This is a genomic window from Sphingomonas sp. DC1600-2, assembly GCF_049897605.1.
In the GTDB taxonomy this organism is placed as follows: domain Bacteria; phylum Pseudomonadota; class Alphaproteobacteria; order Sphingomonadales; family Sphingomonadaceae; genus Sphingomonas.
In genome coordinates, this window is sequence record NZ_JAFCWO010000001.1 from 602,785 (window position 1) to 624,090 (window position 21,306).

General features: G+C 64.3%; 20 protein-coding genes. 11 read left to right on the forward strand and 9 right to left on the reverse strand.

Features of this window, described 5'->3' with window-relative positions; all coding sequences use genetic code 11:
• Positions 1 to 13 precede the first annotated feature (13 nt).
• From ACP7BL_RS02775 to sseA, 3 genes are all read right to left on the reverse strand, one after another.
• Entirely contained in the window at positions 14 to 802 is a 789-nt protein-coding gene (locus ACP7BL_RS02775) for a TorF family putative porin (protein ID WP_341202875.1), read from the reverse strand.
• Positions 803 to 1,021: 219 nt separating this feature from the next.
• Complete coding sequence (gene metC / locus ACP7BL_RS02780) at positions 1,022 to 2,260, reverse strand: cystathionine beta-lyase (RefSeq protein WP_260591572.1); 1,239 nt, start codon at positions 2,258 to 2,260, stop codon at positions 1,022 to 1,024.
• Entirely contained in the window at positions 2,215 to 3,054 is an 840-nt protein-coding gene (gene sseA / locus ACP7BL_RS02785; RefSeq protein WP_033963698.1) for a 3-mercaptopyruvate sulfurtransferase, read from the reverse strand. The genes metC and sseA overlap by 46 nt, the downstream gene beginning before the upstream one ends.
• Positions 3,055 to 3,150: 96 nt before the next feature.
• Here sseA and queF point away from each other — a divergent pair, with 96 nt between their 5' ends.
• The 3 genes from queF to ACP7BL_RS02800 all read left to right on the forward strand — a co-directional run bounded on the left by queF (position 3,151) and on the right by ACP7BL_RS02800 (position 7,345).
• Entirely contained in the window at positions 3,151 to 3,597 is a 447-nt protein-coding gene (gene queF, locus ACP7BL_RS02790) for a preQ(1) synthase (protein WP_341202878.1), read from the forward strand.
• Positions 3,598 to 3,748: 151 nt separating this feature from the next.
• Positions 3,749 to 6,022, forward strand: a complete 2,274-nt coding sequence (locus ACP7BL_RS02795) for a glycosyltransferase (protein WP_426257562.1) — start codon at positions 3,749 to 3,751, stop codon at positions 6,020 to 6,022.
• 45 nt (positions 6,023 to 6,067) lie between these two features.
• Positions 6,068 to 7,345 carry a glycoside hydrolase family 130 protein gene (locus ACP7BL_RS02800; RefSeq protein ID WP_126848343.1) on the forward strand — a complete coding sequence of 426 codons (1,278 nt, stop codon included), beginning with the start codon at positions 6,068 to 6,070 and terminating at the stop codon, positions 7,343 to 7,345.
• A 143-nt stretch (positions 7,346 to 7,488) separates the two neighbouring features.
• On the opposite strand, the gene ACP7BL_RS02805 is transcribed toward ACP7BL_RS02800, so the two are convergent.
• Positions 7,489 to 9,438, reverse strand: a complete 1,950-nt coding sequence (locus ACP7BL_RS02805) for an OPT family oligopeptide transporter (protein ID WP_137903008.1) — start codon at positions 9,436 to 9,438, stop codon at positions 7,489 to 7,491.
• Positions 9,439 to 9,561: 123 nt separating this feature from the next.
• On the opposite strand from ACP7BL_RS02805, the gene ACP7BL_RS02810 reads away from it, so the two are divergent.
• Genes ACP7BL_RS02810 through ACP7BL_RS02830 form a run of 5 tightly spaced genes read left to right on the forward strand, consistent with a single transcriptional unit; the run spans position 9,562 to position 14,364 of the window.
• Entirely contained in the window at positions 9,562 to 10,017 is a 456-nt protein-coding gene (locus tag ACP7BL_RS02810; RefSeq protein WP_426257563.1) for a MarR family winged helix-turn-helix transcriptional regulator, read from the forward strand.
• Positions 10,010 to 11,110, forward strand: coding sequence for an HlyD family secretion protein (locus ACP7BL_RS02815; protein ID WP_426257564.1), 1,101 nt, complete (start codon positions 10,010 to 10,012; stop codon positions 11,108 to 11,110). Before ACP7BL_RS02810 ends, ACP7BL_RS02815 begins: the two co-directional genes overlap by 8 nt.
• Positions 11,088 to 12,713, forward strand: a complete 1,626-nt coding sequence (locus ACP7BL_RS02820) for a DHA2 family efflux MFS transporter permease subunit (RefSeq protein ID WP_426257565.1) — start codon at positions 11,088 to 11,090, stop codon at positions 12,711 to 12,713. The genes ACP7BL_RS02815 and ACP7BL_RS02820 overlap by 23 nt, the downstream gene beginning before the upstream one ends.
• Positions 12,714 to 12,769: 56 nt before the next feature.
• Positions 12,770 to 13,600, forward strand: a complete 831-nt coding sequence (locus ACP7BL_RS02825) for a diacylglycerol/lipid kinase family protein (protein WP_426257566.1) — start codon at positions 12,770 to 12,772, stop codon at positions 13,598 to 13,600.
• Positions 13,597 to 14,364, forward strand: a complete 768-nt coding sequence (locus ACP7BL_RS02830; protein WP_426257567.1) for a metallophosphoesterase family protein — start codon at positions 13,597 to 13,599, stop codon at positions 14,362 to 14,364. The genes ACP7BL_RS02825 and ACP7BL_RS02830 overlap by 4 nt, the downstream gene beginning before the upstream one ends.
• Positions 14,365 to 14,498: 134 nt before the next feature.
• Here ACP7BL_RS02830 and rpsI read toward each other — a convergent pair whose 3' ends face one another.
• The 4 genes from rpsI to ACP7BL_RS02850 form a co-directional block, all read right to left on the reverse strand.
• A complete protein-coding gene (gene rpsI / locus ACP7BL_RS02835; RefSeq protein ID WP_052192115.1) occupies positions 14,499 to 15,059 on the reverse strand; it encodes a 30S ribosomal protein S9 in 561 nt (186 codons plus the stop codon).
• Positions 15,059 to 15,538, reverse strand: coding sequence for a 50S ribosomal protein L13 (gene rplM / locus ACP7BL_RS02840; RefSeq protein ID WP_052192118.1), 480 nt, complete (start codon positions 15,536 to 15,538; stop codon positions 15,059 to 15,061). Before rplM ends, rpsI begins: the two co-directional genes overlap by 1 nt.
• A 143-nt stretch (positions 15,539 to 15,681) precedes the next feature.
• Positions 15,682 to 16,380: a hypothetical protein gene (locus ACP7BL_RS02845; RefSeq protein ID WP_426257568.1), complete on the reverse strand. Its 699-nt coding sequence runs from the start codon at positions 16,378 to 16,380 to the stop codon at positions 15,682 to 15,684.
• A gap of 152 nt (positions 16,381 to 16,532) precedes the next feature.
• Positions 16,533 to 17,570 (reverse strand): COX15/CtaA family protein, encoded by a 1,038-nt coding sequence (locus tag ACP7BL_RS02850; RefSeq protein ID WP_426257569.1) that lies wholly within the window; start codon positions 17,568 to 17,570, stop codon positions 16,533 to 16,535.
• A 129-nt stretch (positions 17,571 to 17,699) separates the two neighbouring features.
• On the opposite strand from ACP7BL_RS02850, the gene ACP7BL_RS02855 reads away from it, so the two are divergent.
• Positions 17,700 to 18,092, forward strand: coding sequence for a MerC domain-containing protein (locus ACP7BL_RS02855; RefSeq protein WP_052192120.1), 393 nt, complete (start codon positions 17,700 to 17,702; stop codon positions 18,090 to 18,092).
• A 52-nt stretch (positions 18,093 to 18,144) separates the two neighbouring features.
• Positions 18,145 to 18,603 (forward strand): Fur family transcriptional regulator, encoded by a 459-nt coding sequence (locus ACP7BL_RS02860; protein WP_033963766.1) that lies wholly within the window; start codon positions 18,145 to 18,147, stop codon positions 18,601 to 18,603.
• A 45-nt stretch (positions 18,604 to 18,648) separates the two neighbouring features.
• Here the strand turns inward: ACP7BL_RS02860 and ACP7BL_RS02865 are convergent, their stop codons facing one another.
• Positions 18,649 to 19,188 carry a GNAT family N-acetyltransferase gene (locus tag ACP7BL_RS02865; RefSeq protein WP_033963708.1) on the reverse strand — a complete coding sequence of 180 codons (540 nt, stop codon included), beginning with the start codon at positions 19,186 to 19,188 and terminating at the stop codon, positions 18,649 to 18,651.
• Positions 19,189 to 19,285: 97 nt separating this feature from the next.
• Between ACP7BL_RS02865 and dxs the strand changes: the two genes are divergently transcribed.
• Positions 19,286 to 21,211 carry a 1-deoxy-D-xylulose-5-phosphate synthase gene (dxs, locus tag ACP7BL_RS02870; protein ID WP_426257570.1) on the forward strand — a complete coding sequence of 642 codons (1,926 nt, stop codon included), beginning with the start codon at positions 19,286 to 19,288 and terminating at the stop codon, positions 21,209 to 21,211.
• Positions 21,212 to 21,306 lie beyond the last annotated feature (95 nt).

Here is a 21,306-nt window from a genome sequence, read left to right on the forward strand (position 1 = left end):
TGCGCTGGAGCGTTTAGAAGCTTGCGGTCAGCGTGGCGACCACGCCGCTCTTGCTGACGTTCTTGGTCGCCGAGAGGAACTTGGCGTCGGTATCGACATAGGACACGCCGAGCGTCAGCACCTTGTAGGTTGCCGTGGCTCCCAATGCCCAGTCGGTATAGCCCTTCTTGCCGTTGGAATCGGTGGCAAGCCAGCTCGGACCGAAGCTATGGCCGACATGCGCGGTCAGGCCGAGCGGTGTCTTGGGGATCGCGACGGTGAAATCGTCGGCGAGATAGACGTTGTCGCGCGACTGGAGTTTGCCGCTCGCACCCTGATCGAGCGCCAGCGCCTTTTGCTTCGGGGCATAGTTGACCGTGGTCTTGGCGGTCACCGGCCCAAGCGTCGTCGAAATGTCGAAATACGGCTCGACAAAGTCGGAGCTGCTCTTGTCGCCCGCGAGCTTGGTCTTGGGATAGAAATAGTACAGGATCCCGCCATCCAGCTTGATGCCGCCGATCGTGTGGCTGTAGCCCGCGATCAGATCGATTTCCTGATGGCCGGTGCCGGCGACCGTTACATAATCGTCGATCGAGGAACCCCATACGGACGCATAGAAGCCCGATTTGTGGGTGATCGTGATCGATCCCTGAATCGCCGCATTGTTATCGGTCTGCGAAATACCGCGGAACCGATAATCGGTCACGACGGCTGCCGTCGCATTGATCGTGATCGGCGGCGGTGGGGCGGTTTCCTGCGCGAGCGCAGGGGTGGCGGAAGCGGCGAGCAAGAGCGCGCCGAGCGTGGTTGTGGAGAAGCGCATCGTTTCCCTTTCGAAAATGCGACTGTCCCCGCCTGCTTCTACCGGTGCGTGCGTCTGTCAGGAGCAGGAAATGCCCCCCGCGCCGCTAACCGGTAACGCAGAATAATTGACCGTTCATGCGGCACTGCACAACTCAATTTTGAGGTTTTACGACCGGTTCGGCACCGGTTGTTGTAACTCAGCAACAGTCGAGCAACGCTTCAGCAACAGGAGATGCTTTCAGCGAGACGCTGAAAATCGCTCCAGGCCCGCTGCCAGATCGGCAATCAAGTCGACCGGATCCTCCAGTCCGATCTGCAGGCGAACGATCGGGCCAGCATGAGCGCGCTTGGTTACGCTGCGATACCGTTGCGGATCGACGGGCAGGGCCAAGCTTTCGAAACCGCCCCAACTATAGCCGATCCCGAAATGCTCCAGCCCGTCGATCAGCGCCGCGCGGGCGGCTTCATTGCCGCCGTTCAGGACGAAGGAGAACAGCCCGGAGGAGCCTTTAAAGTCGCGCAGGAAGGTTTCGTGGCCGGGGCAATCGGGGAGCGCCGGATGCAGCACGGCAGCGACCTCGGGCCGCTGCTTCAGCCAATGCGCGATTTCCAGCGCGCTCGCCTGATGCTGTTTCAGCCGCACCGCCATGGTGCGCAGGCCGCGCGACGCAAGCCACGAATCGTCGGGGCTGGCGATCTGGCCGAGTTGGAAGCTGGTGTCGCGCAGCCGCGCGAAATGCCCCGGGGCGGCGGTGACCGAGCCGAGCATCACGTCGCTATGGCCGACGACGTATTTGGTGCAGGCAAGGATGGAGAGATCGATGCCGTGGGCGATTGCAGGAAAGAACAACGGCGTCGCCCAGGTATTGTCGAGCAAGGTCGTCACGCCCCGCGCCTTGGCTGCGGCGACGATTGCCGGCACGTCCTGCACCTCGAAGGTGAGGCTGCCTGGGCTTTCGAGCAGAATCGCGCGCGTATTCTCGGCGATCAAGTCGGCAATCCCACCACCGATCAGCGGATCGTAGAAGCGCGTTGAAATTCCCATCCGCTTGAGCAGGCCGGTGCCCATCGATCGGGTCGGGTCGTAGGCCGAATCGGGCAGCAGCAGCTCGTCCCCGGGCGAGAGCACCGACAACAAGGCCGCTGCGATCGCGGCGACCCCTGAGGGGTATAGGAACGTGCCCTCCGCGCCGGGTTCCAGTTCGTTCAGCGCGTCGGCGAGGCTCCACTGCGTCGGCGTGCCCTTGCGCCCGTAGAACAGCCGATGGTGCGTATTGCTGGTACCGGCGGCGCGGAGATCGGCAACGCTATCGTAGAGGATCGTCGAGGCGCGCCACACCGGCGTGTTGACGATCCCCTGCGTCCATTCCTTGCGCCGCCCCGCTGCTACGACACGGGTGGCATCGCCCTTCGGGCAGTCGCGATCGTCGTTCACGCCGCGCCGGTCGCCTTGGGTGTGGTGCGGTCTGCGCCCCATTCGGACCAGCTGCCGTCATAGACCGCAGCTTCATTGCCGAGCAAATGCGCGCCGAACGCCAGCGCCGAGGCGGTGATGCCCGAGCCGCACGTGGTAACGAGCGGCTTGTCGAGATCGATCCCGGCCCCTTCGAACGCGGCCTTCAGTGCGTCGCCCGTCTTCCACGTGCCGTCTTCGTTGAAGATCTGGCCGACCGGCAGATTCTTCGAGCCCGGAATATGGCCGGGATGCGTCGCCGGGCGCGGATCGGCCTCTTCGCCGGTGAAACGTGCCGCCGAGCGCGCATCGAGCACTTGCTCCGCGCCGCTTTCCACATTGGCTTTCATCTGGTCGAGCGTGCGCACGCCCTTGTCATCGGCCCAGACGGTGAAGTGACGGTGGCGCAGCTGCTCCTTGCCCGACGCGGTTTCGCGACCTTCGGCCTGCCATTTGGCCAGACCGCCATCGAGGATGGCGACATCGTGCGCGCCGAAGGTCCGCAGCATGAACCAGGCGCGTGCTGCGGTGTGGTAAGGCGAGTTGTCGTAGAGGACGATGCGGCTACCATCGCCGAGACCCAGCGACTGCATCCGGCTGGCGAATTTTTCGGCGCTCGGCAGCATCGAGGGCAGGTCGCTGGAGGTATCGGCGATTTCGGCCAGATCCATGAACACCGCGCCCGGAATGTGCGCCGCTTCATATTCGGCAGCGGCATCGCGATCACCGAAGCCGGCGAAATAGGTCGCATCGACAATGCGCAGATCGTTCGCGCCCAGCTCGTTTGCGAGCCATTCCGTCGTCACCAGCGAGTCCATGTATCGTCTCCTTGTTTTGTCCGTCCCTAGCCCGCTGCAGGCACGCCGTCGAGCCACCGGGATGACGCACGCGCCTTCTATCCCTATATCGGCCTCATGACTCCGAAACATCTTGGCCAGACCAGCGCGCTCCCGGCTTCTCCTGACGAAGCCGTGCTGGATTATGTTCCCAACCCGCGGCCGGGGCGCACGTATCTGGTGCGCTTTGCGGTGCCTGAATTCACGTCGCTTTGCCCGGTTACGGCCCAGCCCGATTTCGCGCACCTCGTCATCGATTATGCGCCTGCCGACACCATCGTCGAATCGAAATCGCTCAAGCTCTTCCTGGGCTCGTTTCGCAACCACCAGGCATTTCACGAGGATTGCACCGTCGGTATCGGCGAGCGCCTGTTCGGGGAAATGCGGCCGCTATGGCTGCGAATCGGTGGATATTGGTATCCGCGCGGCGGCATTCCCATCGATGTGTTTTGGCAATCGGGCGCGCCTCCTGAGGGTTTGTGGCTGCCGCCGCAGGAGGTTCAGGGGTATCGTGGGCGCGGCTGAGCGAGCGATTCGTTCATCTCACCGCAAGGTTGATTTCGATCAGCGCAATTCCCCGCGTTGCAATGCAACATCTGTGCAACCATATTGAAACTTGGCCGTTCGTTGGAGGTATTCAAAGGGCAAGCGCCCTGATTTTTTGAGGATTGCGAGCATGATGCAACAGGCGGATGGCGTGACCCCAATCGATCACCTGGCTTTGGTGGGCAATTTCCTGCCGCGGAAATGCGGCCTTGCGACTTATACTACGGATACCTTTACGGCGCTGAAGGGCCGCTTCCCCGATCTGCAGATCGATGTCTATGCGATGGACGACCATCCTGGGCGATACGACTATCCCCCCGAAGTAACCCGCAGCATCCCCGATCAGGACCGTATGGCCTATCTCGATGCCGCACGCGCGATCGAGGCGAGCGGGGCGCAGGCGCTGTGGTTGCAGCATGAATATGGTATCTTTGGCGGCCCGGCGGGCGAACACATCCTCGCGCTGCTCGATCGTGTGTCGATCCCGGTAATCGTCACGCTCCATACCATTCTCGAAAAGCCCGATGCCGACCAGCGTCGGGTCATGGAAGGCCTGCTACGCCGCGCAGCACGTGTGATCGTGATGGCCGAGCGCGGGCGCGAAATTCTCGAGCGGGTATACGGTGCCAGCGGGCGCAACGTGGTGATGATTCCCCATGGCGTGCCGGATCGTGACTTCGTCGATCCCGAATCGTTGAAGGGGCGCTTTGGCTGGGCGGGGCGAGAGGTGGTACTGACCTTTGGCCTGTTGGCACCGGGCAAGGGCATCGAAGTCATGATCGAGGCATTGCCTGCGATCGCCGAGCAGCATCCCAATGTGCTCTATGCGGTACTGGGGGCGACGCATCCCAATTTGGTCGCGCACGAAGGTGAAAAATATCGCGACGGGCTCAAGGCTTTGGCGGCGAAATTGGGCGTCGGGCGCAATATCGAGTTCATCGACGCCTTTCTCGAACATGACGAGCTGATCGATTACCTGCAGGCGGCCGATATTTACGCGACGCCGTATCTCAACCCGGCGCAGATCACCTCCGGCACGCTGAGCTATGCAGTCGGTGTCGGCAAGGCGGTGGTTTCGACGCCTTATGTCCATGCCACCGAAATTCTCGGCGATGGTCACGGCGTGCTGGTCGATTTTGGCGACTCTGCGGCCTTTGCACGCGAGATCAACGCCCTGCTCGGCAGCGACCGCAATCGCCTGAAGCTGTCGGAGCGTGCGTATGCGCGGGGCCGGACGATGATCTGGCCGCGTCTCGCCGAGGTCGCCATGCGCGAGATCGTGCAGATGGTGGCAGCCAAGCCGCAACGGTTGCAGAGCGTTGCATTGTCGCTGAGCCCGTTGGCCCCCGATTTTTCGGCGGTTGAGCGCATGAGCGATTCGACGGGCATGCTGCAGCACTCGATCTACTCCGTGCCCGATCGCCGCCATGGCTATTGCATTGACGACAACGCCCGCGCGCTCATGCTGGTCAGCCAAATGCCGACAATGGATGAAGGCGAGCGGGACAAATGGATGACGATTTACGCGTCGTTCCTGCAATATGCCTGGAATCCGGAGGCTCGACGTTTTCGGAATTTCATGAATTTCGACCGGACCTGGTGCGAGGATTTCGGGTCGGAAGATTCGAACGGTCGCACGCTGTGGGCGCTGGGCGTGACCGCGCGCGATGCGCAGCTGGCCAAGCATCGCCATTGGGCCGTGTCGATGTTCGATATGACGGCGTCGCTGTCGCTCGAACTTGGCTCGCCGCGCTCGCATGCCTTTGCCATGCTGGGCGCTGCGGCCATCCTTGATGCTTTCCCGGGCCATGCGCTGGCGCGCACCATCTTGGCGCGTTTTGGCGAGGAACTATGCGGGCTGCTTGAAGAGGCGCGGCGTCCCGAATGGGAATGGTTCGAAATCGTGTTGGCGTATGACAACGCCCGCTTGCCCGAGGCATTGATCAGGGCAGGGCACTCGCTCGGCCGCGAAGACATGGTCAAATGCGGTTTGAGTACGCTCGATTGGATCGTCGGCAAACAGACATCGCCAGAGGGGCGCTTCCGTGCGGTGGGCAGTGAGAGTTTCGGGCGGGTCTATGCCGAGCCGTTGCAGTTCGACCAGCAGCCGCTGGAGGCGCAAGCCACGATCGACGCTTGCAGTGCCGCTTTTGACGCGTCGGGGGACCATCGCTGGGTGGCCGAGGCACAACGGGCCTATCTTTGGTATCTCGGCCAGAACGATCTCGACCTGCCGCTTGCCACCGTGCAGGACGGCGGTTGCTTCGATGGCCTCATGCCGACCGGTTTGAACCGAAATCAGGGCGCGGAGTCGATTTTGGCGCTGCAATTGTCCGGTTGCACCATTTCTGGGCTGGCAAAGCGGGCGGAAAGCGTGGCAGGACCGCGGAGCGCCGTCGCGTAGCCTCGCTCGTGACGCCGCGAAGGCGTTACGCGAGGCTTTTATACCGTGATCGATTTGTTCCAACATGCCCTGCGGCTTCATGCCGACCCGTCGCGAGTCGTGGTGCGGCCGTTCCATCTCGCGTGGGGCGGGAATGGCGGCAACCGGACGGAGCGGATCGTCAGCGCGGTGATGGCGCTCGACTCTGCCGAGACGCGCGCGCAGCTCGAACTGGTGCTCAAGGATTTCGAGGCGCGCCACTGGCAGACGCGCCGCGTGTTCATGACGCGCTATGACGAGATCGAGGATATGCTCGGCATCGACGGCAGCGAGATTGGCGATGAGAAGCGCCAGTTGATCGGTGCCTATTTCTGCCACGAATATAGCTATGCTGCCGCCGCGCTGATGAACCCGAGCGCGGTGCCGCATTTCGACCAGTCGGGCATGCCGGCCGGATCGCAGCGCATTCTGATGAGCTTGCGTGCAGTGGGCGAGGGCCACATTTCCTCGGTCGCCTTCCGCGAAGGCATCATCACCGACGACAATCAATTGAAGCTCGCGCCCGAGCCGCCCTTCGCCACCGCGACCGATGCGGTCGGGCTGGATGAGGAAACGCTGCCCGAGGGGCCGATCACGGTCTATCGCCACCGCGATTCGACGCTGTCGGGCACTGTTATCTTCCCGATCACGGCGGCGCAGTCCAAGGGGCTGGAGGATCTGCGCCTCGTCCAGTTCCATCATGACAATGGCGATGTCGAATGGCTCGGCACCTACACCGCCTATAATGGCTCGACGATCCAGTCCGAATTGCTGCGCACGCGCGATTTCCGTGCGTTCGATCTGGTGCCGATGACGGGGCCGGCCGCGCGCAACAAGGGCATGGCGCTGTTCCCGCGCAAGGTCGCCGGGCAATATATGATGATCGGGCGGCAGGACGGCGAGAATCTGTTCCTGCTCAAATCCGACACGCTGACGCATTGGGACGAGGGGCAGAAGCTGCTCGTGCCGGTGTTCCCGTGGGAGCTGGTGCAAATCGGCAATTGCGGCCCGCCGATCGAACTCGATGAAGGCTGGTTGCTGCTGACCCACGGCGTCGGCGCGATGCGCAAATATGCGATTGGCGCAGTGCTGCTCGACAAGCGCGATCCGTCCAAGGTGCTGGGGCGCACGCCCGAACCAATCCTGGCGGCGGCGGACCAGGACCGCGAGGGGTATGTGCCCAACGTCGTCTACACCTGCGGCGCGATCCGGCACGGCGACACGCTGTTCGTGCCGTACGGCGTGGCGGACAGCTCGGTCGCGTTCGCGTTCATCAAGATCAGCACGCTGCTCGCGGCGATGTGAGCCGCTTTTCCCTCTCCCAATGGGAGAGGGAAGGGGCCCGCGCCAAAGGCGTGGGAAGGGTGAGGGCGAGGCGATACGGGAGCGATCACCCTCACCCTTCCGTCGCTTCGCTCCTCCCTCCCTCTCCCGTTGGGAGAGGGAAATTACCGCGAAACGGTGATGGTCCGACGGTACAGCACCGCCGCAATCCCCAGGAACAGCACGGTGCCGCCGATCAACGCCGCCGCCTCATGGCCTTTGCCGATCAGCGCGAGCGGCGCATCGCTGCCGCTGGCCCATACGATCAGCGCGAACAGCACGCCCCACAGGCTTTCGCCGACGATCAGGCCGGTTGCGGTCAGCGTGCCCATGCGCTCGGCCACTTCGGGGTTGGCGGTGGTGCGCGCCCAGCGGTCGTAGAACCAGCCGATCACCGAGCCCAGCACCGTCGGCAGGATCACCGACATCGGCAGATAGATGCCGAGCGCCACGCCGAGCGGGGGCAGGCGCAACAGCTTCAACCGCCCGAGCGCTTCGTCCAGCGCGATCAGCACGACGCCTGCCGCCACGCCATAGCCCAGCATCCGCCAATTGGCGTCACCCGACAGCACGCCCTTGGCCAGTGCCGAGATCAGCCCGGCTTGCGGCGCGGCGAGCGCATTCGGCCCGGCACCGGGCACGCCGACAAAGCCCATCCCGCTGTTGAGCACGTTCAGCACCGGCGGGATGATGAGCGAGCCGAACCCTACGCCGATCACCAAGGCGACCTGCTGCTTCCACGGCGTCGCGCCGACCAATTGCCCGGTCTTGAGGTCCTGCAGATTGTCGTTGGAGATGGTGGCGACCCCGAACACGATGCCGGTGACGATCAGCGCATAAGCGATCAGCGCGCGCGTGGTGTCGGCGCCCGGATGCTGCCCGAACAGGCCGACCAGCATCAGCGAAGATCCGATCACCGCGAGGATGCCGATGCCTGAGACGGGCGAATTGGACGCGCCGATCAGCCCCGCCATATAGCCGCACACCGCCGCGATCATCAGCCCGGCGACGAGCACGAACACCAGTGCGCCTGCGATCAGCAGCGCCGCCGAACCGACCAGCGCGCCGCCCGCGATCACGTCCCACAACAGCCAGGCGATTGGCAGCAGCGTGAGCAGCGCGACCCCTGCCACCCAGACGATCGGCAAATCCTGTTCTTCCAACGCCAGCGTCTCGCCCTTGTCGCGCGCGGCGCTTGCCGCCAGCGCCGAGCGCACGCCGCCGATGACCGGGCCGGCGATCTTCACCAGCGTCCAGATCGCCGAAATGCCGATCAACCCCGCGCCGAAGAAGCGCACATCGCCCTTCCAGATCGTATTGACCCAGGCGGCCATGTCGCCGGGCATCGGATGCGCGGCAGTGAGCAGCGGCACCAACACGAACCAGCCCATCACCAGCCCCAGCCCCATCGCCGCGCCGACCGAAATGCCGACGAGATGGCCGACGCCGAGCAAGACGAAGGACAGGCTGCCTGCTATGCCGGTTGCGCCCGCGCCGACGCGGAAGGTGGTGGCAGCGGTATCGGTGATGATCTTGGTCTGGGTGAAGATCGCGAACCCGGCCGACGCGATGCTGTTCCAGATCAGCACGAACAGCCCGGTGCGTGCCTCGGCGGCGCCCTCGCGCGAGCCTGCGCCGATTTGCAGTACTTCGGCGGCGGCGACGCCCTCTGGATAGGGCAGGTCGGTATCGACCACGAGCGCGCGGCGTAGCGGGACCGAAAACATCACGCCCAATATGCCGCCGGTCGCGGTGATCATCGCGGTCTGGACATACGGGAAGCCGTGCCACCAACCGATCATCACCAGCCCGGGCAGAACGAAGATGATCGCCGCCAGCGTGCCCGCAGCACTCGCCACCGTCTGCACAATGTTGTTTTCGAGGATCGTCGCGCCCTTGAACAGCCGCAGCACCGCCATCGAGATCACGGCGGCCGGGATCGAGGTGGCGAAGGTCAACCCGACCTTGAGCCCGAGATAGACGTTGGCGGCGGTGAACAGCAGCGTGATCAGGCCGCCAAGCAACACGCCCCGCAGGGTCAGTTCGGCGATCGGGGTGGGGTGGGGGGTGCGCATCCGGCTATCTGGCACAGCGCGGGGGCTCCGTAACAGGGGTTTTTGCAGCGGGACCATTCCAAGTCCGTGTCTTTATTGCGGCGCAGCAAAGGATACTATGGATAATCTAAGCATACTTACTATATGGGTGGTATGCAGGACTCGATTGGATTTTTGATCAGCGACGTCTCGCGCCTGATGCGGCGGCGGTTCGATGAACGTGCGCGACTGATCGGCGTGACGCGGACGCAATGGCGTGTGCTCAAGTTTCTTCAGCGCGGCGAAGGGATCAATCAGGGCGGTTTGGCCGATCTGCTCGAAGTGGAGCCGATTACGTTATGTCGGATGATTGACCGGCTCGAAGAGGCCGGTCTGGTCGAGCGCCGACGCGATCCGGCCGATCGACGGGCGTGGCAGATTTTCCTGACCGAGCGCGCGCGTCCTCTGCTCGAGGAGCTTGGGCATTTGGCCGAAGCGATGCTCGATAGTGCGCTGCAGGGTGTTTCTCCTGCCGAATATGACGCGGTGATGGCCACGCTCCGGCGGATCCACAGCAATCTTTCTTCTCCGGATAAAACCAGTGAGGTCGCAAATGGCTGACGCAGACCCCAAGATCGCCCGCAAAGCGGCAACCGACACCGTCGTAATTTCGCCCCCGCCGGGCACGCTGACCGAAACGCCGGTGAAGCGTCGGACATGGCTGCGGCCATTGCTGATGGTCAGCCTACCCTTGTTGATCATCGCGATCGCTGGCTATTTCTGGCTCACGGCCGGGCGCTTCGTCTCCACCGACAACGCCTATATTCAGCAGGACAAGGTGTCGGTCTCATCCGATGTCGGGGGACGCATCGTCCGTGTCGACGCGCGCGAGAACCAGCCGGTGAAAGCGGGCGATCTGCTGTTCCAGATTGATCCGGATCCGTATCGCATCGCGCTGGCGCAAGCCAATGCCGCGATTGCGACGGCACGGGTGCAAGTGAGCACGCTGGCGACCGACAGTGGCGGCGCGGCGGCCGATATTTCCAGCGCCAAGGCCGACATCGCGCTCGCCCAGGCGACCTATGACCGGCAAGCCGCGCTGATGAAGCAGGGCTTCACCACGCGCGCCAGCTTCGATGCGGCGGCGCAGCAAGTCGCGGCGGCGAAGGCGCGGCTGGCGACCGCCAATGCCAGTGCGGCCAAGGCGCGCACGCAAGTTGGCAGCGGCACCGATGGATCGGGCGTGCCCGCTGCGGTCCAGGCAGCAACGGTCCAGCGCGACAAGGCTGCGCTCGATCTGCGGCGCACCTCGGTCTACGCACCGGTGTCGGGCACGATCAGCCAGTCGGATCGGCTTCAGGTCGGCCAGATGATGATCGTCGGTCTGCCTGCGGTCAGCATCGTGTCGAACCACCCAGCGTGGATCGAGGCCAATTTCAAGGAAACCGAGCTCAACAAGATGTGCGTCGGGCAACCCGCCGAGGTCGAGTTCGATGCCTATAATGGCCTGAAACTGAAGGGCCATGTTCAGTCGATCGGTGCCGGCACCGGCTCTGAATTCTCGGTGCTTCCGGCGCAGAATGCGACGGGCAATTGGGTCAAGGTGACGCAGCGCGTGCCGGTGCGCATCGCGATCGACCAGGCGAGCAAACGGCCGCTGATCGCTGGGCTCAGCGCCAACGTCACCGTGGATGTGCGCAGTGGCCACTGCTAATCCCGATGCGGGCGAGGCCGACCGCCTCGCCCGCATCCCCTCGACGGAGGAGGCGGTGCCGCTCGAGGAGCGCGCCGCGCTCCACACCAGCAATCGTCCGCTGCTGACGATCGGCGTGATGGCGGCGACGATCATGCAGATCCTCGATTCGACCATCGCCAATGTGGCCCTGCCGCACATGCAGGCCTCGCTCAGCGCCACGTCCGACACCGTCACCTGGGTGCTGACCAGCTATATCGTCGCCTCGGCGGTCGCGATTCCGCTGACCGGCTGGCTCGCCGACCGGATCGGGTCGCGCAATCTTTTCCTCGGCGCGGTGGTCGGTTTCGTGATCGCTTCGATGCTGTGCGGTCTTGCCAGCAGCCTGCCCGAAATGGTGATCTTCCGCGTGCTGCAAGGTGTCGCGGCGGCGTTTATGAACCCGCTCAGCCAGACCGTGATGATGGATATCAACCCGCGTTCCAAACAGGCGGCGGCGATGTCGATCTGGGGCATGGGCATCATGGTCGGGCCGATTTTGGGGCCGGTGATCGGCGGTTGGCTGACCGACAATTACGACTGGCGCTGGTGCTTCTACGTCAACGTGCCGATCGGTATCGCTTGCTTCCTTATCCTGTGGGCGCTGTTGCCCTCGCGCGACATCACCAAGCGCGGGTTCGACATTTTCGGTTTCTCGATGCTGGCGGTGGCGATCAGCGCTTTCCAGTTGATGCTCGACCGGGGGCAAACGCAGGACTGGTTCAGCTCGTGGGAAGTGTGGACCGAGGGCATGGTCGCGCTGGCGAGCGCATGGATGTTCTTCGTCCAGTTGTTCACCGCCAGAAATCCGATGTTCGACCGGGCTCTGTTCCTCAATCGCAATCTGTTGACGGGCGTCGGCTTCATGCTGGTGCTCGGCGTACTGATGACAGCGACGCTCGCCTTGCTCCCCCCGATGCTGCAGCAGCTTTACGGCTATCCGGTGTTGACCGCAGGTATCCTGCTCATGCCACGCGGGATCGGCATTGTCGGTTCGATGTATATCGCCGGGCAGTTGATGAAGCGCCAGGTCGATCCGCGGATAATGGTCGGCACCGGACTGCTCATTGCTGCCTGGTCGCTTTATGACATGACGGGCTGGACGCTCGAAATGGGGCAGCAACCCTTCATCGTCACTGGCTTCGTGCAGGGGATTGGACTTGGGCTGGTGTTCATCCCGCTCAATATCACCGCCTTCGGGACGCTCGATCCCCGTTATCGTACCGAGGCGTCGAGCTTGATGAATCTGTCGCGCAACATTGGCGGTTCGGCGGGCATTTCGGTGGTGACTGCGTTGCTTGCCCGCAACATCCAGACCGCGCATTCCGAGATCGGTCAGCATATCCCCGATCCCGGCCTGGTGGCCAACGATCCGGTGGTGAGTTCGATCACGGGCGGAGCTACCGATACGGTGCTGGCGATGGCCGACGCGATCGTCAACAAGCAGGCAGCGATGGTCGCCTATCTCGACGACTTCAAGCTGATGATGATCCTGACGCTGGGCTCGATCCCCTTGGTGTTCCTGCTGCAACGCCCGGCGGCCCCCAAGGTCGGGGACGAACCTGTCCATGTGGCGATGGATTGAGCAGAGAATCCGTTGCGGAGGCGAGCCTTTTCGCGTCGTGGTGCGTTGGCGGGGCGATGAAGACACTTTGGTTCATTACAAATCCCAAATCGGGCACGGCCACCCCGGCCAAAGCGGAGGCGCTGGCGACGGTGTTCGCCGATCGCGGACTGGTGCTGGCCGGGCGCACCGCCTTTCCCGATGACGCCTTGCCGACACCGGAGGCGCTGGACTCGGCGGGCGTCGATACCGCGGTACTGTTCGCTGGCGACGGCACCATCAACGCCGCCGTGTGCGCGCTGGCCGAGTGGCACGGCACCATCCTGATTCTGCCCGGCGGCACCATGAACATGCTGGCGAAGCATCTTCACGGCTCCACCGATTCGGCAGCGATTGTCGCGGCCGCGGTCGAGCACGGGCGCAGGACGAGCCTGCCCTATGTCGACGTCGCCGGTCACCGCGCCTTCGTCGGCTTGATCCTGGGCCCGGCGGCCACCTGGGTGCGGGCGCGCGAGATGGTGCGCGCCGGGCGGCTGCGTGGGCTCGGCCGGGCGATGAAGCACGCGTGGCAGCGAACCTTTGGCCGGGGCATCCGGCTGGAAGGCGTGCCCGCTCTAAAGCATGGCGCGCAAGCTGTGTTCGTCCGGCCGGAAGCCGATCATCTCGACATCGCCGCCATCGACGCGCGCGATTTCCGGGCGATTGCGCGGCTGGGGTGGGAATGGGTGACGGGCGATTGGGTTGCCGCCGCCGAGGTCACGCAATGCCATGTCGGGCAGTTTCGCACGCGCGGCGACAAGCCCGCGCTGGCGCTGGTTGACGGCGAGCCGATCATGCTCGAACCCGGTAGTATGGTGCGGGTGGGCATGATGCGTGAAATCTTCCTTACGACCAGGGCCGCCGCGTGACGCGGTTGTTTCACGTCAGCGATGTCCATTTCGGGCGCGAGGATGCAGCCGCAGTCGCGTGGTTCGATGCGCTGGTAAAGGCCGAAAAGCCCGATGCCGTGGTGATGACCGGCGACCTGACCATGCGCGCTCGACGGCGTGAGTTCGCGGCGGGGCTCGCCTGGTTGCAAGGGCTTGGCGTGCCGGTAACGGTCGAAGTCGGCAATCATGATTTGCCCTATTTCAATCCGATCGACCGCTTCTTCCGACCCTATCGGCGAATGACTGCGGTGGAGCGCATGGTCGAGCAACCGCTCGATCTGCCGGGCATCGCGATCATCCCGTTGGTAACGACGGCGCGGGCGCAGTGGCGGCTCAACTGGTCCAAGGGCAAGGTCAGTCGCGCGGCGCTGGAGCGGGCGCTATCGCTGATCGCGGCGGTGCCGGAGGGGCGTTTGATCTTTATCGCGTGCCATCACCCCTTGGCAGAGCCCGAAACGCGGATGTCGGCGCGCACGCATAATGGCGCGCAGGCGCTGGTTGCGCTGGCGCGGGCGGGTGCCGATGCGGTGTTGACCGGCCATGTCCACGACCCGTTCGATATCGCGCATGAGATTGAAGGACGGACCGTTCGGATGATCGGGGCGGGCACCCTGTCCGAGCGCGTCCGCATCACGCCGCCCTCGTTCAACGAGATCCGCATCGCGGATGGTGGGTTCGAGGTCGTGCAGCGCACGATGGATCTCGCGCCTGCGGTCCCCTTGCTGCGCGAACGCGCGGAATAAGCGGCTCTCGGCGGGCCGGATCCCGACACGCGCTCTTCCCCAGTCTCGCTTTCTTGTGCCCCATCGTTCCTGCCGCAACGAAAAAGGGCGGCCCGTTGCCGGACCGCCCCTTCGCGACTGGGTGTGAAAAGGACTTAGCGCTTCGAGAACTGGAAGCTGCGGCGTGCCTTGGCGCGGCCGTACTTCTTACGCTCGACCGTGCGGCTGTCGCGGGTCAGGAAGCCTGCTGCCTTGACCGGCGCGCGCAGGATCGGCTCGAACTTGGTCAGCGCCTGGCTGATGCCATGCTTGACCGCGCCGGCCTGGCCCGAAAGGCCGCCGCCCTTGACGGTGCAGACGACGTCATAGGCACCTTCGCGCTCGGTCACGCCGAACGGCTGGTTGATGACGAGGCGCAGCGTCGGACGGGCGAAATACACGTCCTGGTCACGACCGTTGATGGTGATCTTGCCCGAACCGGGCTTGATCCACACGCGGGCGACGGCGTCCTTGCGGCGGCCGGTTGCATAAGCGCGGCCCTGCTTGTCGAGGATCTGCTCGCGCAGCGGCATCGTCGGAGCAGCGGGCTCGGCAATGTGGCCGGCCATATACTCTTCGGCCTTGCGGTCCGAGGCAGCCGATTCCGCCGGAATGGCGGGGGCAGGGGTGTTGGTCAGGCCGGCGAGATCGGCGAGGGACTGGCGGTTGTCGGACATTAGTTGCCCACCTTGTTCTTGCGGTTCATGCTGCCGATGTCGAGGACTTCGGGGTTCTGGGCCTCATGCGGGTGCTCGGTGCCGGCGAAGACGCGCAGGTTGCGCAGCTGCTGACGGCCAAGCGGGCCGCGCGGGATCATCCGCTCGATCGCCTTTTCAATCACGCGCTCGGGGAAACGACCTTCGAGCACCTTGCCCGCGGTGATGCCCTTGATGCCGCCGGCATAACCGGTGTGCTTGTAATAGACCTTGTCCTTCAGCTTGTTGCCGGTGAACTTGACCTTGTCCGCGTTGATGATGATGACATTGTCACCGCAATCGACGTGCGGGGTGAAGCTCGGCTTGTGCTTGCCGCGCAGGATATTGGCGACGATCGAGGCCATACGGCCGACGACCAGACCATCGGCATCGATGATCAGCCACTTTTTTTCCACCTCATGCGGCAACGCCGGCTTGGTGGTCTTCATCAGCGCCTTCATGGGGCTTGTGACCTTTATGTATGAACGGGTGTAAAACGACAGGTGCCGCCCCGAAGGACGGCACCGATGCACGGCCTATTGCGGCGAATGGGGGTGAAAGTCAAGCAAAGTGCGGCTTTGCTGACGGGTATCGGAATACCGCTTCAATCATGTGCTGGCGGGGTGACGGTTATGACGGTGGCGGTGCGCGTGCGGTGAAGGCTGCGGCCGTCCGACGCGATCACGTCGCTGGCTTCGGTGCTTTCGACGAGCAGGCCTGAGGTGGAGTCGAACCTCCGCGTCGAGTGGGTCGTGACCGATGGCGCGGCCACCGGCCCCGCCGCAAATTTTCCTGGGCTATCGGCGAGCGACGATGCGTCGACGTTGCCGGTCGCCTCGGTTTCGATGGTGACTTGACCATTTGCGGCATGCCGCACGGTTTCGGTGCCGGACAGGGCCATCCCCGGTGCCAGGGGTGGGCGACTGGGCAGCGTCACCGCGACTTTGCCTGGCAGGCGGTCGGTCAAGTGCCCGGCGAGCAGCGGCGACACGATCGACGTCAGCATTGCGACCTTCCGCTCGGGCGGCATGGCGCGCAGCGGTGCGGCGAGCGCGGTCGACATGCCGGGACGGCGGGTGCCGATCGCCATCCGCTCGATTGCCATAGCGATCTGCGCGATGGCGGCGTCGGCATCCTCGACACCCTCGATCGATCCATCGGGGCCGAGCGCGAAGCGCAGTGGGCGGTTGAGCAGACTTTCCGTTGCGGTCGCAAACATTTGAGCAACGCCTGCGGCATTTTGGTGATCGACCATCACCAGCGTGACGATCGCGGTGAATCCGCGGTCGGTCTGGTGAAACACGACCGTTCGCTTTGACTGAAACCGCCGCTCAACGCCGTCTGCGGAGCGCGTTTCGACCGAGTCGTAGCGGTAGGGGCGATCCTGGATGGGATGGAACGTTGCCTGTGCCGCACTTGCAATGAGCGCAACCGGGAGCAATCCCAGCCAGCGGGTCACGCGAAACGACGGCCCACGGCATGGGCGGCGGCCGTCGCCGCGATCAAGGTGAGTGCAGCATTGGCCTGGTGTGCGACCGCGACGACGATCTCGACGCCGCTTAGCAACGTGGCAATTCCAAGCACGATCTGACATGCGACCAAGCCGATCAATATCGCGGCGGTGCGGGGTGCCCCCGCCCGCATCGTCGCAAGCGCGAGCGTGACCAGTCCTGCCGCCGCCACGAAGGCGAACCAGCGGTGGATAAACTGCACCACCACCGGATTGTCCACGGCATTGCGCCATAACGGATCGGTCAGCGGCGTGGCGGCGGGAAAGATTTCATCGCCCATCAAGGGCCAACTGGAAAAGGCATAGCCCGCGTCGAGCCCGGCGGTGAACGCCCCGAACAGGATTTGCCCGAACAGCAGGCCAAGAGCGAGGACCGCGACGGGCCGCAAACGCGCCGGTCGTGCGCGGCCATTGAGCGCCAAAGCGCGCAGATCGAGCGCGGTCCATACCGTTCCGGCGAGCAAGGTGAGCGCGGTGACGAGATGGACCGCCAGGCGGACATGGCTGACGTCGATGCGCTTGACGAGGCCGGACGACACCATCCACCAGCCGATCGCCCCCTGGAAACAGACCAGCGCCACCAGCGCGAACAAGCGCGGCACATAACCGCGCGGCACGCGGCCGCGGATCCAGAACCACAGGAGCGGCAGCAAATAGGCGGCTCCGACCACGCGCCCGAGCAAGCGATGCAGATATTCCCAGAAGAAGATCGCCTGGAAACCCGCCATCGACATGCCGCGATTGAGCTGCTGATATTCCGGGATTTTCTTGTAGTTATCGAATTCCGCCTGCCACTGCACGGCATTGAGCGGCGGAATCACCCCGCTGATCGGCTTCCACTGGGTAATCGAAAGGCCGGATTCGGTGAGGCGGGTAATGCCCCCGATCACCACCATCGCGACAACGAGCGCGGCAACGCCGAACAACCAGTTGGACAAGGTGCGCGGGCGGAGCTGTTGCGGGAGCGAGGACGCTTGAAGCATGGGTCTGCCTTACGCGTCCGTCATCCGCGCGTCGATTGCGGAATAGCGCTCCGTCAAAAAATCCCCGACAAAAATCCTTGCGATGATATGTTGTAACTTTGGGCGTGGCGTGCCACATGGCACAGCAGAATGACGACTCTGACCCTATCTCCCACCGTACGGTGGATCGAACAGCGTTTCGACAATATGGCGATCGGCCTGTCCGGGCTGTGCGTGGTGCATTGCATCGCGAGTTCGGTGTTTATCGCGCTGGCTTCGACGGCGGGCGGGTTGCTGCTCAACCCGTTGTTTCATGAGGTTGGCCTGACGATTGCGATTGGTTTCGGCGTGCTGGCGCTGGGCCGCGGCATCTTCACGCACGGTTATATGATCCCGGCGGTGGTCGGTTCGGCCGGGCTCGGCACGATGGCGGGGGCAATTTCGCTGCCGCATGACGGATCGGGCATGGAGACGGTGTGGACGCTGATCGGCGTCGCCATTCTCGCGCTCGGCCATGATCTGAACCGGCGCGCGGCCAACTGACCGCTTGAGTCGCGCCGTTGCGGCTTGGGTCGACAACGCTTATCTGACCCGCATGGCAACGCATCACCATACCGAACCGCAGGGCGCGGATCTTGCCGTCGCGGCGCAGGCGACGCTCGAGCGCTCGGGCGAGCAATGGACCGCGATGCGCGCCAACATCTTTCGGGCGCTGGCCGGATTCGACAAGCCGGCCTCTGCCTATGACATTGCCGAGGCCGTTTCCAAGGCCGAAGGGCGGCGGATTGCGGCCAATAGCGTGTACCGCATCCTGGATTTATTCGTCGGCAAGAACCTGGCGCGGCGGGTGGAAAGCTCCAACGCCTATATCGCCAATGCCCATCCCGGCTGCCTGCACGACTGCATCTTCCTGGTATGCGACACCTGCGGGCAGACGGTGCATCTGGACGATGACCGGATCACCAATGGCGTGCGCTCGGCCGCCGAGGCTGCCGGGTTTTCGCCGGTTCGCCCGGTGATCGAAGTGCGCGGAAAATGCGCCGATTGCGACTAGGCGCGTTCCGGCGGGTTTGGGCAAAACGGCGTGTGTCCGATATCGTCAGACCAGATCCTTGCCCATCCTAAGCCCCGGCACGGGGGGATCGGTATCCGCCATTGTGGGCACGCGCTCGATCTGGTGATAGCCGCACGCCCGGTACAGCGGTTCCCCGCCCAGCGTCGCCATCATTTCCAGACGGCGAAACCCCGCGGCACGGGCGGCTTCCTCGCATAGCGTCAGCACCATCCGGCCAATGCCGCGGCGGATGAAATCGGGGTCGGTATACATGGCGCGAATCCGCGCCGGCTCGGTCGCCGGGTCGAGCAAGCGGGCATCGCGGCGGATCGCGCTGGCATCGCCGCCATAGAGCGTCGCACGATAACTCCAGCCGCCGCACCCCGCGATCGTGTCGCCTTCGGTGACGACGAAATAGGTGCGGTCCGCGATCAACTGCGTGTCCAACCCCATGCTGACCCGGCTTGCCGCGACTTGCGCCGGGGTCAGAAATGCCGACTGCAGCGCGTCGATCGCACGATCCATGACCGTACGGATTGCCGGGATGTCGGCCTCGGTGGCAAGGCGATGGGTCAATTGCGGCATGGTTAGACTGTGATGCGCAGATGCACCGCTCGTCAAGAATTTGCCGAGCGCGATCCAGGCAATCGACAGGCACGGGCCACGGCGCTAAGTTGGGGGGATGGTTGACGCTCTCCAAACGCCGTTGCTCGATACGGTTCATTATCCTGCCGATCTCCGGGCGCTTGCGCCCACCCAGCTCCGCCAGCTCGCCGACGAGCTCCGGCAGGAGACGATTGCGGCGGTCGGCGTCACCGGGGGGCACCTCGGTTCCGGGCTCGGCGTGGTCGAGCTGACGGTTGCGATCCACTATGTGTTCGACACGCCCAACGACCGACTCGTGTGGGATGTCGGCCACCAATGCTACCCGCACAAGATCCTGACCGGGCGGCGCGACCGCATCCGCACGCTGCGCATGGGCGGTGGCCTCAGCGGCTTCACCAAGCGCAGCGAGAGCGAATACGATCCGTTTGGCGCGGCGCACAGCTCGACCTCGATCTCGGCCTCGCTCGGCTTTGCGGTCGCCAACAAGATTGCGGGCAAGCCCGGCAAGGGCATTGCGGTCATCGGCGACGGCGCGATGTCGGCGGGCATGGCCTATGAGGCGATGAACAATGCCGCCCAGGCGGGCAACCGGCTGGTCGTCATCCTCAACGACAATGACATGTCGATCGCGCCGCCGGTCGGCGGGCTGTCGGCCTATCTCAGCCGGATCGTGTCGAGCCGCGAGTTTCTGGGCCTGCGCGATCTGGCGCGCAAAGTCGCCAAGCGGCTGCCCAAGCCGATCGCGACGGGCATGCGCAAGACCGAGGAGTTCGCGCGCGGCATGGCGATGGGCGGCACGCTGTTCGAGGAACTGGGCTTTTATTATGTCGGCCCGATCGACGGCCACAATCTCGACCAGCTCATCCCCGTGCTCGAAAATGTCCGCGATGCCGAGGAAGGGCCGATCCTGGTCCATGTCGTGACCAAGAAGGGCAAGGGCTATGCGCCTGCCGAAGCCGCAGCCGACAAATATCACGGCGTCCAGAAGTTCGACGTCATCACCGGCGCGCAGGCCAAGGCCCCGCCGGGGCCGCCGCAGTACCAGAACGTGTTCGGCGCACAGCTGAGCAAGGAAGCCGAGACCGATCCGCGGATCTGCGCGATCACAGCGGCGATGCCCTCGGGCACCGGGCTTGACGGCTTCTCCAAGGCGCACCCCGAACGCTTCTTCGACGTCGGCATTGCCGAGCAGCACGCCGTCACCTTCGCCGCCGGCCTCGCCGCGCAGGGGATGCGGCCGTTCTGCGCGATCTATTCGACCTTCCTGCAGCGCGCCTACGATCAGGTCGTACATGACGTGTGCATCCAGAACCTGCCGGTGCGCTTCGCGATCGATCGCGCCGGGCTGGTCGGGGCCGATGGCGCGACGCATGCCGGGTCGTTCGACGTGACCTATATGGCGTCGCTGCCCAATATGGTGGTGATGGCCCCGGCCGACGAAGCCGAACTGGTGCACATGACGCACACTGCCGTGCTACATGACAGCGGGCCGATCGCGCTGCGCTATCCGCGCGGCAACGGCACTGGCGTGGCGCTGCCCGAGGTGGCCGAGCGGCTCGAGATCGGCAAGGGCCGCATCGTCCGCCAGGGGCATAAGGTGGCGATCCTGTCGCTCGGCACGCGGCTGGGCGAGGCATTGCGCGCGGCCGAGGCGCTGGAGGCGCGGGGCCTGTCGACCACCGTCGCCGATTTGCGCTTCGCCAAGCCACTCGACGAGGACTTGATCCGCAAGCTGCTGACCACGCATGAAGTGGCGGTGACGATCGAGGAAGCCTCGGTCGGCGGGCTCGGCGCGCATGTGCTGACGTTCGCAAGCGACTCCGGCCTGATCGACGCGGGCCTCAAGCTGCGCACCATGCGCTTGCCCGACCTGTTCCAGGATCAGGACAAGCCCGAGGTGCAATATGCCCAGGCAGGGCTCGACGCCGATGCGATCGTCGATACGGTGCTGAAGGCGCTGCGTCACAATTCGAACGCAGTAGTGGAGGGCGCGCGGGCCTGAGGGGGAAGGGGCTCGCCCCCTCCCCTCGATACTTGGCGCTGGTCATAAGCGGCGACCCTCGTCCCATCGAAACCCCCGCCGTTCTCGAAAGACCC

Coding starts and splice junctions, on each gene's coding strand:
- ACP7BL_RS02865 (WP_033963708.1), bottom strand. CDS start 19,188: ATGCCGCAATTGACCCATCGCCTTGCCACCGAGGCCGACATCCCGGCA.
- metC (WP_260591572.1), bottom strand. CDS start 2,260: ATGGGGCGCAGACCGCACCACACCCAAGGCGACCGGCGCGGCGTGAAC.
- rplM (WP_052192118.1), bottom strand. CDS start 15,538: ATGAAGGCGCTGATGAAGACCACCAAGCCGGCGTTGCCGCATGAGGTG.
- ACP7BL_RS02820 (WP_426257565.1), top strand. CDS start 11,088: ATGTGCGCAGTGGCCACTGCTAATCCCGATGCGGGCGAGGCCGACCGC.
- sseA (WP_033963698.1), bottom strand. CDS start 3,054: ATGGACTCGCTGGTGACGACGGAATGGCTCGCAAACGAGCTGGGCGCG.
- ACP7BL_RS02815 (WP_426257564.1), top strand. CDS start 10,010: ATGGCTGACGCAGACCCCAAGATCGCCCGCAAAGCGGCAACCGACACC.
- dxs (WP_426257570.1), top strand. CDS start 19,286: ATGGTTGACGCTCTCCAAACGCCGTTGCTCGATACGGTTCATTATCCT.
- ACP7BL_RS02805 (WP_137903008.1), bottom strand. CDS start 9,438: ATGCGCACCCCCCACCCCACCCCGATCGCCGAACTGACCCTGCGGGGC.
- ACP7BL_RS02825 (WP_426257566.1), top strand. CDS start 12,770: ATGAAGACACTTTGGTTCATTACAAATCCCAAATCGGGCACGGCCACC.
- ACP7BL_RS02860 (WP_033963766.1), top strand. CDS start 18,145: ATGGCAACGCATCACCATACCGAACCGCAGGGCGCGGATCTTGCCGTC.
- ACP7BL_RS02795 (WP_426257562.1), top strand. CDS start 3,749: ATGATGCAACAGGCGGATGGCGTGACCCCAATCGATCACCTGGCTTTG.
- ACP7BL_RS02855 (WP_052192120.1), top strand. CDS start 17,700: ATGACGACTCTGACCCTATCTCCCACCGTACGGTGGATCGAACAGCGT.
- queF (WP_341202878.1), top strand. CDS start 3,151: ATGACTCCGAAACATCTTGGCCAGACCAGCGCGCTCCCGGCTTCTCCT.
- ACP7BL_RS02810 (WP_426257563.1), top strand. CDS start 9,562: ATGGGTGGTATGCAGGACTCGATTGGATTTTTGATCAGCGACGTCTCG.
- rpsI (WP_052192115.1), bottom strand. CDS start 15,059: ATGTCCGACAACCGCCAGTCCCTCGCCGATCTCGCCGGCCTGACCAAC.
- ACP7BL_RS02850 (WP_426257569.1), bottom strand. CDS start 17,570: ATGCTTCAAGCGTCCTCGCTCCCGCAACAGCTCCGCCCGCGCACCTTG.
- ACP7BL_RS02775 (WP_341202875.1), bottom strand. CDS start 802: ATGCGCTTCTCCACAACCACGCTCGGCGCGCTCTTGCTCGCCGCTTCC.